Origin of the sequence: Thalassospira lucentensis MCCC 1A00383 = DSM 14000 (assembly GCF_000421265.1) — a bacterium.
In the GTDB taxonomy this organism is placed as follows: Bacteria; Pseudomonadota; Alphaproteobacteria; order Rhodospirillales; family Thalassospiraceae; genus Thalassospira; species Thalassospira lucentensis.
In genome coordinates this window covers 289,905-303,228 of record NZ_ATWN01000005.1, presented here as the reverse complement: position 1 = coordinate 303,228, position 13,324 = coordinate 289,905, and the positions used below count along the sequence as shown (strand labels likewise).

12 protein-coding genes are annotated in these 13,324 nt (G+C 54.2%); 11 read left to right on the top strand and 1 reads right to left on the bottom strand.

Features of this window, described 5'->3' with window-relative positions; all coding sequences use genetic code 11:
* Nucleotides 1-2: 2 nt before the first annotated feature.
* The 6 genes from pcaH (at nt 3) to K355_RS0112520 (ending at nt 5,797) form a co-directional block, all read left to right on the top strand.
* Nucleotides 3-704: a protocatechuate 3,4-dioxygenase subunit beta gene (gene pcaH, locus K355_RS0112545; RefSeq protein ID WP_022732494.1), complete on the top strand. Its 702-nt coding sequence runs from the start codon at nt 3-5 to the stop codon at nt 702-704.
* Between the two features lie 3 nt (nt 705-707).
* Nucleotides 708-1,295, top strand: coding sequence for a protocatechuate 3,4-dioxygenase subunit alpha (gene pcaG / locus K355_RS0112540; RefSeq protein ID WP_022732493.1), 588 nt, complete (start codon nt 708-710; stop codon nt 1,293-1,295).
* A gap of 142 nt (nt 1,296-1,437) precedes the next feature.
* Nucleotides 1,438-2,292: a CoA transferase subunit A gene (locus tag K355_RS0112535; RefSeq protein WP_022732492.1), complete on the top strand. Its 855-nt coding sequence runs from the start codon at nt 1,438-1,440 to the stop codon at nt 2,290-2,292.
* A gap of 14 nt (nt 2,293-2,306) precedes the next feature.
* Complete coding sequence (locus K355_RS0112530; protein WP_022732491.1) at nt 2,307-3,080, top strand: CoA-transferase subunit beta; 774 nt, start codon at nt 2,307-2,309, stop codon at nt 3,078-3,080.
* A gap of 23 nt (nt 3,081-3,103) precedes the next feature.
* Nucleotides 3,104-4,309, top strand: coding sequence for a 3-oxoadipyl-CoA thiolase (pcaF, locus tag K355_RS0112525; protein ID WP_022732490.1), 1,206 nt, complete (start codon nt 3,104-3,106; stop codon nt 4,307-4,309).
* Nucleotides 4,310-4,459: 150 nt separating this feature from the next.
* On the top strand, nt 4,460-5,797 hold the full coding sequence (locus tag K355_RS0112520) for a 3-carboxy-cis,cis-muconate cycloisomerase (RefSeq protein WP_022732489.1): 1,338 nt from the start codon (nt 4,460-4,462) through the stop codon (nt 5,795-5,797).
* A gap of 58 nt (nt 5,798-5,855) precedes the next feature.
* On the opposite strand, the gene K355_RS0112515 is transcribed toward K355_RS0112520, so the two are convergent.
* Nucleotides 5,856-6,731 (bottom strand): MurR/RpiR family transcriptional regulator, encoded by an 876-nt coding sequence (locus tag K355_RS0112515; protein ID WP_033368856.1) that lies wholly within the window; start codon nt 6,729-6,731, stop codon nt 5,856-5,858.
* Nucleotides 6,732-7,191: 460 nt separating this feature from the next.
* Between K355_RS0112515 and K355_RS0112510 the strand changes: the two genes are divergently transcribed.
* The 5 genes from K355_RS0112510 (at nt 7,192) to K355_RS0112490 (ending at nt 13,323) form a co-directional block, all read left to right on the top strand.
* Nucleotides 7,192-7,701 carry a TRAP transporter small permease subunit gene (locus tag K355_RS0112510; protein ID WP_022732487.1) on the top strand — a complete coding sequence of 170 codons (510 nt, stop codon included), beginning with the start codon at nt 7,192-7,194 and terminating at the stop codon, nt 7,699-7,701.
* On the top strand, nt 7,698-9,023 hold the full coding sequence (locus K355_RS0112505) for a TRAP transporter large permease (RefSeq protein ID WP_022732486.1): 1,326 nt from the start codon (nt 7,698-7,700) through the stop codon (nt 9,021-9,023). The genes K355_RS0112510 and K355_RS0112505 overlap by 4 nt, the downstream gene beginning before the upstream one ends.
* A 174-nt stretch (nt 9,024-9,197) precedes the next feature.
* Entirely contained in the window at nt 9,198-10,250 is a 1,053-nt protein-coding gene (locus K355_RS0112500) for a TRAP transporter substrate-binding protein (RefSeq protein WP_028791570.1), read from the top strand.
* A gap of 237 nt (nt 10,251-10,487) precedes the next feature.
* Nucleotides 10,488-11,855 carry a glutamine synthetase family protein gene (locus K355_RS0112495; RefSeq protein WP_022732484.1) on the top strand — a complete coding sequence of 456 codons (1,368 nt, stop codon included), beginning with the start codon at nt 10,488-10,490 and terminating at the stop codon, nt 11,853-11,855.
* A gap of 76 nt (nt 11,856-11,931) precedes the next feature.
* Complete coding sequence (locus K355_RS0112490; RefSeq protein ID WP_022732483.1) at nt 11,932-13,323, top strand: aldehyde dehydrogenase family protein; 1,392 nt, start codon at nt 11,932-11,934, stop codon at nt 13,321-13,323.
* The last annotated feature ends 1 nt before the right edge of the window (nt 13,324 follow it).

The following is a 13,324-nucleotide window of genomic DNA, read 5'->3' as shown; positions in this document are numbered from 1 at the left end:
ACATGTCCGTTTTCAAACCGCGTGATTGGGGATCCCACGCCCCGCTTATTGCGCCGGGTTATAAGTCCACCTTGCTGCGTGGCCCGTCGCGTGCGCCACTTGCGATCAAATCAGGATTGACCGAGGGGACAGGCCCGCGCTTTGCCCCGGCATCGGTGCGTGAACTTGATTTCGATCTGACCAAAAACGGCATCACCAATGGTGAGCCGCTTGGCGAGCGCATTGTTGTGCATGGGCGTGTGCTTGATACCGATGGCCGCCCGCAGCCTGATATTGTTGTCGAAGTTTGGCAGGCCAATGCGGCCGGGCGGTATGTGCATAAAGTTGACCAGCATGACGCACCGCTTGATCCGAATTTTCGGGGATCGGGCCGGTGCATGACCGATGCCAACGGCAATTACATGTTCTATACGATCAAGCCCGGCGCCTATCCGTGGGGCAACCATTTCAACGCATGGCGTCCGAACCATATCCATCTGTCGGTGTTTGGTCCGGGGTTTGCCACCCGTCTTGTCACCCAGATGTATTTTCCCGGTGATCCGTTGCTTGATCTTGATCCGATCTTCCTTGAGACCAAGGATGCGGCGGCGCGCGAACGCCTGATTGCCAAATTCTCGATTAAGAAGACCGAGGAGGGCTTTGCCCTTGGTTATCAGTTTGACATTGTCCTTCGCGGACGCAACGGCACCCCGATGGAGAATTAAGTCATGGCATATGGTGAAACCCCCTCACAGACGGTTGGCCCGTATTTCGCCTATGGCCTGACCGCTGGACAGTATGGATACGACTTTAGCGATATCGTCAATCCGACCGTTGCTGGCCCGGATGCCGATGGCGAGCACATCCGCATTACCGGCACCGTTTTTGACGGCGAAGGTAATCGCGTAAATGATGCGATGATCGAAATCTGGCAGGCCGATGCCAATGGTGTTTACAGCGAAAATCCGGTTGATGTTGCCGATAGCGGTTTCCGCGGCCTTGGCCGTTGCGGGACGGGCACGGATGCCGACAACCGGTTCTGGTTTGAGACGATCAAACCCGGTGTCGTCGAAGATGCCAAGACACCGTTTGTCAATGTGATTGTCTTTATGCGCGGCATGCTTGTCCACGCCTTTACCCGGTTTTATTTCGATGATGAGGCCGCGTTGAATGCCAAGGACGATGTCCTGCAATCAGTACCCGCCGATCGTCGCGACACCTTGATTGCCAAGCGCATCCAAACCCCGACCGGGATTGAATACCGGATCGATATCCACATGCAGGGGAATGCGGAAACCGTGTTCTTCGACGTGTAAGTCGATCTGGCGCGATGGCTGTGGGTGCTGCTTTGGGGAAAGCCAGCTGTCACAGCCATCGATCCTTATTCCTAACGTTATCAGGGGCCCTGGCCCCACGTTTGTTCTGTTTTGTTGGTTTGATACCACAGGAGTTTTTGCCGTGGTTGCACGTTTCATGACGCTTAAAGACGCCGTCGCGTCCTGCATTAAGGATGGCGATACCATCGCGATGGAAGGGTTCACCCATCTGATCCCGCATGCCGCCGGGCATGAAGTGATCCGTCAGGGGATCAAGGATCTAACCCTGATCCGGATGACGCCAGATGTGATTTACGATCAGTTGATCGGGGCGGGTTGTGCCAAGAAACTGGTGTTTTCATGGGGCGGTAATCCCGGTGTTGGATCGCTGCATCGCCTGCGCGAAGCGGTTCAGGAGCACTGGCCACACAAACTTGAAATCGAAGAACACAGCCACGCGGCGATGGCAAATGCCTATGACGCCGGGGCGGCGGGGCTGCCGTGTGCGGTATTTAAAGGATACCGTGGTGCGGAATTGCCGCGTGTGAACAAGAACATCAAGTTCATCGAATGCCCGTTCACTGGCGAAAGTTTGGCCGCGGTGCCGTCGATCCGCCCGGATGCGACGGTTGTGCATGCCCAGAAAGCCAACAAAAAGGGCGATGTCCTGTTTGAAGGCATTGTCGGCGTGCAAAAAGAAGCCGTTCTGGCCGCGAAGAAATCGATCATTACGGTTGAGGAAATCGTCGATGATTTTGGTGATATTTCGCCAAATGCCGTGATGTTGCCGAATTGGGCCGTGACCGCAATTGTCGAGGTGCCGGGTGGCGCACATCCGTCCTATGCCCAAGGATATTACAAACGCGACAATGCGTTTTACAAGGCGTGGGACCCGATTGCGCGCGATCGTGAGGCGTTTACTGCCTGGATCGAAGAACATGTGATGAATGGCGGGCCCGAAGATTTCGCGGCCAAGCGTGAAGCCAACAAAGCGTAAGCGGAGAAAAGATCATGGTTGACTATACCCCGACTGAAATGATGACGGTATCCGCCGCACGCGCGCTTAAAAACGACGATGTGTGCTTTGTTGGTATTGGTATGCCGTCTGCGGCCTGCAATCTGGCGCGGTTGACCCATGCGCCGGAACTGACATTGATTTATGAAAGTGGCACGATTGGCACCAAGCCAGATGTCTTGCCGTTGTCCATCGGTGATGGTGAGCTGTGTGAAACGGCGATGAACACCGTGGCCGTGCCGGAAATGTTCCGCTATTGGCTTCAGGGTGGCAAGATTTCGGTGGGCTTCCTTGGCGCGGCACAGCTTGATAAATTTGGCAACATCAACACCACTGTGATTGGCGATTACGACGATCCCAAAGTCCGCCTTCCGGGCGGTGGTGGTGCGCCGGAGATTGCGACGAGCTGCGGCGAAGTGTTTTTGGTGATGAAGCAAAGCAAACGCGGTTTTGTGCAAAAGATCGATTTTGTCACTTCGCTTGGTCACGGCACGGGCGGGGATGATCGCGCGTCCTATGGTGTCGATACCAAGGGACCGTCGCGTTTGATTACCGATCTTTGCATCATGGAACCGCATCCGGTGGGCAAACAGTTCATCGTGACGTCGATCCATCCCGGTGTGACGCGCGAAGATATCATCGAAAATACCGGCTGGGACGTTGAATTTGCAGACGAAGTTGCGCAAACTCCGATCCCGAATGAAAACGAGCTTAAAGTTCTGCGTGAACTGCATGCCCGTACCGCCAAGGCCCATGAAGGCCAGCAGTAAGACTGCCAGCAAGGATCAAGAACATGGCTGACGCATATATTTGCGATTACATCCGCACCCCGATTGGCCGCTTTGGTGGCAGCCTGTCGCAGGTGCGCGCCGATGATTTGGGCGCTATCCCGCTTAAGGCGCTGATGGACCGCAATCCCGGTGTCGATTTTGGCGCGGTGGAAGACATCATTTTTGGCTGTGCCAATCAGGCCGGTGAAGACAACCGTAACGTTGCACGCATGTCCGCACTTTTGGCCGGTTTGCCAGAAACAGTGACCGGTACCACGGTTAACCGCCTGTGTGGGTCGGGCATGGATGCGATCATTATTGCCGCGCGTGCGATCAAGGCCGGTGAAGCCGATTTGATGATTGCCGGTGGTGTTGAAAGCATGTCACGTGCACCGTTTGTGATGCCCAAGGCGACCTCGGCCTTTTCGCGCAATGCGGAAATCTATGACACGACGATTGGCTGGCGGTTTGTTAATCCGGTGATGAAGAAACAATACGGCGTGGAGTCCATGCCTGAAACTGGTGAAAACGTCGCCGAGGATTTCAAAGTTTCGCGCGAAGATCAGGACGCATTTTCCGCCCGATCACAGGATAAAGCCGTTGCCGCACAGGAAAATGGTATTCTGGGCGAGGAAATTACCCCGGTGACCATTCCACAACGCAAGGCCGATCCGATTATTGTCGATAAGGATGAACATCCGCGTCCGGGCACGACGGCGGAAAAGCTGTCTAAATTGCCGACCCCGTTCCGTGAAGGCGGGTCGGTGACGGCGGGCAATGCATCGGGTGTCAATGATGGCGCGGCGGCATTGATCATCGCGTCCGAAGCAGCGGTTAAAAAATACGGCCTGACGCCGATTGCCAAGGTTGTTGGCGGTGCGACGGCGGGTGTTGCGCCGCGCATCATGGGCTTTGGTCCGGCACCGGCCAGCCAAAAACTTTTGGCGCGTTTGGGCTGGACCACCGATCAGCTTGACGTGATCGAGTTGAACGAAGCCTTTGCGTCGCAAGGTTTGGCGACCCTTCGTGATCTTGGCATTGCCGATGACGATGCGCGGGTGAACCCCAATGGCGGGGCGATTGCGCTGGGTCATCCGTTGGGTATGTCAGGCGCGCGTATTGCCGGGACAGCAGCCCTTCAGCTGAAACGCACCGGGGGTAAATATGCGCTGGCGACCATGTGCATTGGCGTTGGTCAGGGCATCGCGATTGCGCTTGAAGCTGTTTAAGCCAAACAGCGTTTAGATGATTTTTAAATCGAAGCCCCTGTGCCGGTTGACGGGCAGGGGCTTTGTTTTTTGCGGTGTTGACCAACGGTGTTGGTGGCGCGACACTCGCACCCTGATTTCACACCTGTTGATGAAGGTGGATTAAGCCTGATGACCATTTCGCCCTTTGATTCTGCCCTGCTTGGCGATCTTTTCGCTGACCGCGAAATCGCCGAGCTGTTTGAGGACAGCGCGCAGATTGCATCGATGCTGTTGTTTGAGGCAGCATTGGCCGCCGCCCAAGCGCGCGCGGGCGTGATCCCCGAAGCAAGTGCGACCAGAATTGCCGAGGTGTGCCGCGATTTTCAGCCCGACCCGGCGAGTTTGGCGGCGGGTACGGCAAGTTCGGGCGTGCCGGTTCCGGCACTGGTCAAGGCGCTTAAGGCGGAAATTGGTGGCGATGATGAGCGCTATGTGCATTTCGGGGCGACCAGTCAGGATGTGTTTGATACCGGGCTTGTGTTGCGGCTACGCGATGTCATTTCGATCATCCGGCGGCGCATTCGCAAGCTGGCCAAATCGCTTTCAACCCTTGCCGAAACACACCGCAACACTGTGATGATTGGGCGGACCCGGTCGCAACAGGCGGTGCCAACGACATTCGGGCTTAAGGCGGCGGGATGGTTAGCACCGTTGGTGCGGATTGATCGGCGGATTGAGGGGCTTTCGCATGATTTGCTGCGCCTGTCGTTTGGTGGGGCTGCGGGAACGCTGGCATCCCTTGGGGGTAAGGCCGCTTCGGTTGAAAACAATCTGGCCGAGGAACTTGATCTTGAAACCAGCGACATGCCATGGCATGCGCAGCGTGATGTTTTGGTTGATTTTGCAGCTCAGTTAACAGCGTTAACCGGCGCGCTTGGTAAAATGGGGCAGGACCTTGTTTTACTCGCACAGTCGGAAATCGCCGAAGTCCAGCCGGGCAAGGGGGGCGGATCATCGACCATGTCGCACAAATCCAATCCGGTGCAGGCGGAAATGCTGGTGACGTTGGCGCGGTTTAATGCCGGTCAGTTGGGGACCTTTGCCCAGTCGCAGCTTCATGATCACGAACGATCCGGGTCAAGCTGGCTTCTGGAATGGTTGACCTTGCCGCAAATGATCATGGCGGCGGGAACTGCACTTGCGCAGGCGGTCGATATGGTGCCGACCCTTAAGATTAATCAGGACCGCATGGCGGCCAACCTTGAGCTGTCACGCGGGGCGATGCTGGCCGAGGCGGCGACATTTGCCCTTGCCGATCATGTGGGCCGCGATGCGGCTGATAAGCTGGTCAAGGATGGCTTGGCGCAATCGGCGGTCAATCAATCCAACCTGTTTGATGAATTGCCCAAACTGACCGATGCACCGGTTGATTGGGCATCGGTGCGTGATCCGGCCAATTATGTCGGGCAATCGAATGCCTATATCGACCGGGTTCTGGCCACGGCCAAGCGTGGATTGCGCGACTAGATACTGCTGACACACGTGATGTGTGGGAGCGGCTTTCTTGAGGTGCGCGTCCCCGAAATTATGGTTGGGAGGGGCGGCGCAAAGCTTCAAGATGTTTGATGCGCGCGCGAACTTGGTCAGGGTTATGTTGACCGACACCTTCGAGCAGGGCTTCAAGCATGACCATGCTGGCGGCCGAGCTGTCCCATGTCGTGCCGGTTTCGATGCGCACCGGGAAAACGTGGCGGGCAAACTGGGCGATGGGGCTTAGCCACTGGTCGGTAAACAGGATGATCTTTGCGTCCTGTTTTGAGGCGGCTTCGGCAAAGGCAATCACATCAGACTGATAGCGACGAACATCAAAGATAACCAGAACGTCACGTTTGCCGATATCAAGAAGGTCTTCTGCCCATTTTGCACTTTGGCCCGACACGCGGCGGACATGGCTTCGCATGGTGCGAAGATGTTCATAGGCATAGACCGCAAGTGCTGATGTAAAACGGCCTCCCAGCAAATAAACAGATCCTTTGCAGTCACCAATCAGTTCGATTGCACTTTGCAATTCCGCCGGATTGATATTGGCAAGGCTGGTTCGAATGTTGTTGGTTGCTGCTTCGGCGATTTCATGAAGCAATTCACCCATCGGATGGCTGGACCGGTTGCGTGACCGGGGCAGGCTGCTTCGGGTTAAGGGTGACTGAAGGCGGGCTTCGAGTTCGCCACGTAGTCTGGCCTGCATATCAGGGTAGCTGTCAAAGCCGATTTTACTGGCGAAACGCAGGACCGTCGGGGCAGAAACGCCGCAACGATCAGCAAAAGTCGCAACCGTCTCAAGCCCGGCCATTGGATAATTGCCAAGCAGGGCATGGGCCAGCTTGCGTTCCGATGCCGTCAGCGTATCAGCCTTTTGCGTGATTTGTTCGGCGACGGTTGGTTTTGTGTCCTGCTGCGTCACGTCCAAGTGCAACTTTCCCCGTTCATACCATCCACCCGGAATGGTCAAATACCCCTGTATAGGTAGGGTCAGGCGCGGTTTAACCTGCCTGTCATACAAATACAATGATTGTAATGAATTTTACAACAACTGATGTTCTTGTCATGAAAATTGAATTCATGTAACGTTCATTACAAAGGGTTAAACCCATGCCGCGAAAAGCAGCAAAATAATTCAATGACTTGGTGATTGTTCGGTCTTTCAGGGAGGCGGGTTATCACGCGGCATGTCCCGTCATGGGGGCGTGCATTCAAGGGGGCGTAATATGGGTTGTCAGGGCCTGAAGTCTTTCCGTTCAAAGCAGACGTCGATACTGGATCTGTTCGCACATGTTGTGGACGGCAACAGGTGTGTTTGCGTCTGACCGGGGCGTTACGGGCCGTTACGACCTATAAACTGGGAGATGTTGGAGTGGCGTTAAATGCCTGAGTTTATCAAAACCTATGTCAGATGGGTGGATCGCGTTAATCGGATTATTGGCCGGTTTGCCATGTATTTGATTTTCGCAATGCTTGCCGTGCTTATTTATTCCTCGGTCACCAAGCTGATGGAGTTCCCGGCTCTTTGGACGCTGGAAGCCGCACAATTTATCATGGTGTCGTATTTTCTGCTGGGGGGCGGCTATTCCATGCAACTGGACTCACATGTCCGGATGGATTTGCTGTATGGCGCATTGTCGCCGCGCAAACAGGCCGGACTTGATGCGATTACAATCCTGTTTCTGATCTTCTATCTGGCATTTTTGCTGTATGGCGGCATTTCGTCGACCTCTTATGCTTTTCAATATAACGAGACCAGCTATTCGGCGTGGTCGCCACCCATGACGCCGATAAAGTCGATCATGACATTTGGCGTGTTTATGATGCTGCTTCAGGCGATTGCGACCTTCTTTAAGGATCTGGCCGCAGCCCGTGGGGAGAGCCTTTCATGAGTTATGAAATGATTGCTCTTCTGATGTTTTCCACGATGATGCTGATGCTTCTGACCGGGAAACGGGTTTTCGGTGCCATTGGTTTTGTCGCGGTTGTTTTTGCCCTTGGCATGTGGGGCGACGGCGGATCAGAAATGGCGTTCAGTGCCGCCATGAAGCTGATGAAATGGTATCCGCTTCTGACGTTGCCGCTGTTTGTCTACATGGGCTATATGCTGTCGGAATCCGGGCTGGCGGATGATTTGTACCGGATGTTCCATGTCTGGATGGGGCCGGTGCGCGGGGGGCTTGCCATCGGGACAATTGTCTTGATGGTTGCGGTTTCTGCCATGAATGGCCTTAGCGTTGCGGGCATGGCCATCGGGGCCAGTATCGCATTGCCGGAACTTTTGCGGCGCGGCTATGACAAAGTCATGGTGACCGGGGTGATCCAGGCGGGCAGTTCGCTGGGTATTCTGGTACCGCCAAGCGTTGTTCTGGTGCTCTATGGCATGATTGCGCGTCAGCCTGTCGGGCAACTCTGGCTTGCGGGCGTATTCCCCGGTTTGATGATGGCGGGGATGTTTATCCTTTATATTGCCGTTCGGTGCTGGATACAGCCTGATATGGGGCCAGCACTTAGCAAGGAAGAACGTGCGGAAATCACGTTGTCGGAAAAGATCGGCTTGCTCAAGGCCGGGGTTGTTCCGCTTTTCATCTTCTTCTCGATGACCGGTTTGTTCCTGATGGGGATTACATCGCTTGTTGAAAGTTCGGCTGTTGGCGCACTTGCCGCAACCCTTGCGGCCTTGGCCAAGCGTCGCCTTAATCGTTCGGTCATGGAAGAAACCCTTCGCAAGACGTTGTCGATCAGTTGCATGTTCATGTGGATCATTTTGGCGGCCCTCGCATTCGGGGCGGTGTTTGATGGCTTGGGCGCAGTCAAGGCGATTGAGGGTTTCTTTGTTGATAAGCTGGGACTTGGTCCGTGGCAGATCCTGATCATGATGCAGATTTCCTTCATCCTGATGGGGATGTTCCTTGATGACACCGCAATGCTGGTGATTGTCGCGCCGCTTTATGTGCCGCTGGTCGGCGCACTTGGTTTCGATCTGGTCTGGTACGGCGTGCTTTATACGATCACCTGTCAGATCGCCTATATGACACCTCCGTTTGGGTACAATTTGTTCCTGATGCGTGCCATGGCACCACCAGAGGTGACGTTAAAGGACATCTATAAGTCGATTACGCCGTTTGTGATCATTATGGCGATTGCGCTTGGCGTTGTGATGGTGTTCCCGCAAATCGCGCTGTGGCTGCCGGAATGGCACTACGCCCGGTGAACAGCCTGAAGACCCACTACTGGCGGGGTCGGATTGGCCCCGCCAGCCACGAAAAAAAAGAAATTCAGGGGAGGTGTTGATTTTCAAGAAGAGGAGGCGCTGTCGAGCCCGATGGACGGGCAGGGCAGTACAACAAGTGCGTTAACAAACTTCATCGATCAGGGAGATGATACAATGACGACGAGACGCGACTTTATGAAAAAAGCCGGTATTGTAACTGCTGCAGCCGGTACCACAGCGTTCGCTTCGCCTTACGTCAAGGCGCAGAACGCAAAGATCACTTGGCGTTTGCAGACATATGCAGGCCCGGCACTGGGCGAGCATGTGATCAAACCGGCGATTGATGCCTTTAACAAGGTCGCCAATGGTGAAATGGAAATCGAGCTTTACTATGCCGATCAGCTGGTCCCGACCGGTGAACTTTTCCGTGCCATGCAGCGTGGTACCATTGATGCGGTTCAGTCAGACGATGACTCGATCGCAGCCCCGGTTGATGTTTCGGTCTTTGGCGGTTATTTCCCATTTGCCACCCGCTACAGCCTTGATGTTCCGGTCCTGTTTGAAGAATACGGCCTGAACGAAATCTGGGAAGAAGCATACGGCGAAGTTGAAGGCGTTAAGTGGCTTTCGGCTGGTTCGTGGGATCCTTGCCACTTTGCAACTGTTGAGCCGATCAACAGCCTTGCCGACCTTAAAGGCAAGCGCGTCTTTACCTTCCCGACGGCGGGCAAGTTCCTGTCACGTTTCGGGGTCGTTCCGGTGACGTTGCCATGGGAAGACATTGAGGTTGCAGTGCAGACCGGCGAGCTGGATGGCATCGCATGGTCAGGCATTACCGAGGATTACACGGTCGGTTGGGCAGATGTGACCAATTACTTCCTGACCAATAATATCTCCGGTGCGTGGTGTGGGTCGTTCTTTGCCAATGAAGAACGCTGGAACGAGCTTCCTGACCATCTGAAAGTGCTGTTTAAATTGTGCATGGACAGTTCCCACTATTATCGTCAGCACTGGTACTGGGGTGGCGAAGCCAAACTCCGTACACAGGGCACAAAGATGAAGCTGACCTCAATCCCGGACAGCGAATGGGCAACGGTTGAAGCCGAAGCACACAAGTTCTGGGACGAGATCGCGCAGACCAGTCCGCGTTGCGCGAAGGTTGTTGATATCTTCAAGCAGTATGCTGCTGTGATGGAGAAGGCTGGTAAGCCGTATCGGTACAGCTAAGCCGATCAATTGAGCGGGCAGGGCACCAGATACTTTCGGATATTTGGTGCCCTGCATCTACTTGAATTTGAAGTATTTTTAAGGTGTAATAAATAATACAAAAAATCAAAATTTATGTATATTTGTTCGAAAATGTAATATATTTTTCGTTTAGAAAATCAAAAAAATGCGTCGAGAAAGCCGGGAAAAACGACCAATTTGACGTAATAACAAAGCCCAAATAACAGGAGGCCACCGATGCAGGCGCAAGATGTCAAAACCGCCGATGACGCACGAAAACTTATTCAGGAACGTGATATCAAATTCGTCAAAATCGGGGTGTTCGACGTCGATGGAATTATGCGCGGCAAATATATGCATCGCGATAAATTTTTGTCGGCTCTTGATTCCGGTTTTGCTTTTTGTGACGTGGTTCTGGGCTGGGATTCAAATGATCAGCTTTATGATAAATCCGAATTCACCGGCTGGCATACGGCCTATCCGGATGCACCGGTACGGGTGATCCCGGAAAGCTGCCGTGAATTGCCGATGGAAGACGACACAATCCTGTTTCTGGGTGAGTTCGAAGGACGGGCGGAAACCGTTTGTCCGCGTGGAACGCTGCGCCGTGTGCTCGATAAGGCATCGAACATGGGTTACGAGGTTTCAGCCGCGTGCGAGTTCGAATTCTTTTTGTTTGAGGAAACGCCGCATTCCGTGCGGGAGAAAAACTATCGCAATCTGACCAACATTACGCCGGGTTTCTATGGGTATTCGATGTTGCGCAATTCAGTGCACTCGGAATTTTATCGTGACCTGCTTGAACTTGGCGAAAGCATGGATTTTCCGATTGAGGGATTGCATACCGAAACCGGTCCGGGGGTTCTCGAAGCTGCGATCATGCATGACGAGGCCCTTATGGCTGCTGACAAGGCGGCACTTTTCAAGACCTTTACCAAGGTTTTGGCGCAACGGGCCGGCTGGATGGCAACCTTTATGGCAAAATGGTCGCCCGACTGGCCGGGACAGTCCGGGCATATGCATGTTTCGATTAAGGGCAAGGATGGCCGTGCCGCATTCTATGATGCCGATAAGCCCGATAACATGTCAGATGAAATGCGCTGGTTCCTTGGCGGGCAGCAGAAACTGATGCCAGAGCTTCTGTCGATGGTGGCGTGCACGGTAAACAGTTATTCCCGTCTGGTTCCCGGTTTCTGGGCGCCAACGACGGCGACCTGGGGCGTTGAAAACCGTACAACGGCTCTTCGGGTCATTTCGGGGAGTGAAAAATCGCAGCGGGTGGAATATCGGATTGCTGCGGCGGACATAAACCCCTATATCGCGCTTTCTGCCGCGATCGGTTCAGGGCTTTGGGGGATCGAGAACAAGGTGGAGCCGGGCGAAATGGTTGTCGGCAACGCCTATGAACAAGAATTCCCAGAAGACGTGACATTGCCAGCAACGCTTTTTGAGGCCGCCGGACGCCTGCGCAATTCCAACGCGGCAAAATCGTTGTTTGGCGAAGAATTCGTCACCCATTACGCCCAGTCACGCGAATGGGAAGAACGCGAGTTTCGCAAGGCGATTACCGATTGGGAATTGCAGCGTTATTTCGAAATTATTTGATCGGGGATGTCGAGTGGAACCAACCCTGTTGATACCTCGTTCAAATCACTCATCACATCTTTAACTGTGAGGCACTATGTCTGAGAGTTTACGCACTATCTCGCCCGTTGACGGTTCGGTTTATGTCGAGCGCCCGCTTGCTGGTGCGACCGAGATCAATACCGCACTTGATCTTGCCCGTGTGGCGCAAGCCGAATGGCGCAGCGTACCTGTTGCAACCCGTCAGGAAATCCTGCGCAAGGCCGTTGCCGCCTTTGTCGCAAAGAAGGACGAAATTGCCGCAGAAATCAGTTGGCAAATGGGCCGCCCGATTTCCCAGGGGGCAGGCGAGGTTGCCGGTTTTAAAGAACGTGCCGATTACATGATCGACATCGCACCCGAAGCCCTTGCCGATTATCATCCGGGCGAGAAGGACGGGTTCAACCGGTTTATCCGGCGTGAGGCACTTGGTGTTGTTGCAATCATCGCGCCCTGGAACTTCCCATACCTGACGGCGGTGAATGGTGTTGTACCGGCCTTGATGGCTGGCAATGCCGTGGTTTTGAAACATTCGCATCAAACCCCGCTGTGTGCAGAACGTTTTGCGCAGGCGTTTGAGGCCGCAGGCCTGCCCAAGGGATTGTTCCAGTATCTGCATCTTAGTCATGCCAATGCTGAAAAACTGATGGGCGATGCCCGTGTTGATTTTGTCAATTTCACGGGGTCGGTACCCGGTGGACATGCCGTGCAAAAAGCTGTTGGCGGTAAATTCATCGCAACCGGCATGGAGCTGGGCGGTAAGGATCCTGCGTATATCCGTTCTGATGTCAATCTCGACCATGCTGTGGAAAACGTTATTGACGGTGCATTCTTTAACACCGGTCAGTCTTGTTGCGGGATCGAACGTATTTACGCCCACGAAAGCGTCTTTGACGCGTTTGTCGAAAAGGCTGCTGATCTTGTTGGGCAGTACCGGCTTGGCAGCCCGATTGATGCGGAGACCAACCTTGGTCCGATGGTGCGTGCGTCCTCGGCGGCATTTGTGCGCGGTCAGATTGCCGATGCCGTCCGTGACGGGGCAAAGGCCCTGATTGATCCGTCAAAATTTGCCGCCAACGCAGAAGGGACGCCGTATCTTGCGCCGCAGGTTCTGATCAATGTTGACCATTCGATGCGGGTGATGAGCGAAGAAAGTTTCGGTCCGGTTGTCGGCATCATGAAAGTCAAATCGGATGCAGAAGCCATTTCATTGATGAATGACAGCGAATTTGGTCTGACGGCGTCAATCTGGACAACGGATGAGGATGCGGCCCTGAGCATTGGCGATCAGCTTCAGACCGGGACGGTGTTTATGAACCGGGCGGATTATCTTGATCCTGCTCTTGCGTGGACCGGGGTTAAGAATTCAGGACGGGGGTGTACGTTGTCGAAAGTCGGCTATGAGTCTCTTACCCGTCCTAAAAGCTTCCATCTGCGGACAAAGATTTAAC

What these genes read in the sequence shown, in the direction of transcription:
- pcaH (WP_022732494.1), top strand. Translation starts at nt 3, where the DNA reads ATGTCCGTTTTCAAACCGCGTGATTGGGGATCCCACGCCCCGCTTATT.
- pcaG (WP_022732493.1), top strand. Translation starts at nt 708, where the DNA reads ATGGCATATGGTGAAACCCCCTCACAGACGGTTGGCCCGTATTTCGCC.
- K355_RS0112530 (WP_022732491.1), top strand. Translation starts at nt 2,307, where the DNA reads ATGGTTGACTATACCCCGACTGAAATGATGACGGTATCCGCCGCACGC.
- pcaF (WP_022732490.1), top strand. Translation starts at nt 3,104, where the DNA reads ATGGCTGACGCATATATTTGCGATTACATCCGCACCCCGATTGGCCGC.
- K355_RS0112520 (WP_022732489.1), top strand. Translation starts at nt 4,460, where the DNA reads ATGACCATTTCGCCCTTTGATTCTGCCCTGCTTGGCGATCTTTTCGCT.
- K355_RS0112510 (WP_022732487.1), top strand. Translation starts at nt 7,192, where the DNA reads ATGCCTGAGTTTATCAAAACCTATGTCAGATGGGTGGATCGCGTTAAT.
- K355_RS0112505 (WP_022732486.1), top strand. Translation starts at nt 7,698, where the DNA reads ATGAGTTATGAAATGATTGCTCTTCTGATGTTTTCCACGATGATGCTG.
- K355_RS0112500 (WP_028791570.1), top strand. Translation starts at nt 9,198, where the DNA reads ATGACGACGAGACGCGACTTTATGAAAAAAGCCGGTATTGTAACTGCT.
- K355_RS0112495 (WP_022732484.1), top strand. Translation starts at nt 10,488, where the DNA reads ATGCAGGCGCAAGATGTCAAAACCGCCGATGACGCACGAAAACTTATT.
- K355_RS0112490 (WP_022732483.1), top strand. Translation starts at nt 11,932, where the DNA reads ATGTCTGAGAGTTTACGCACTATCTCGCCCGTTGACGGTTCGGTTTAT.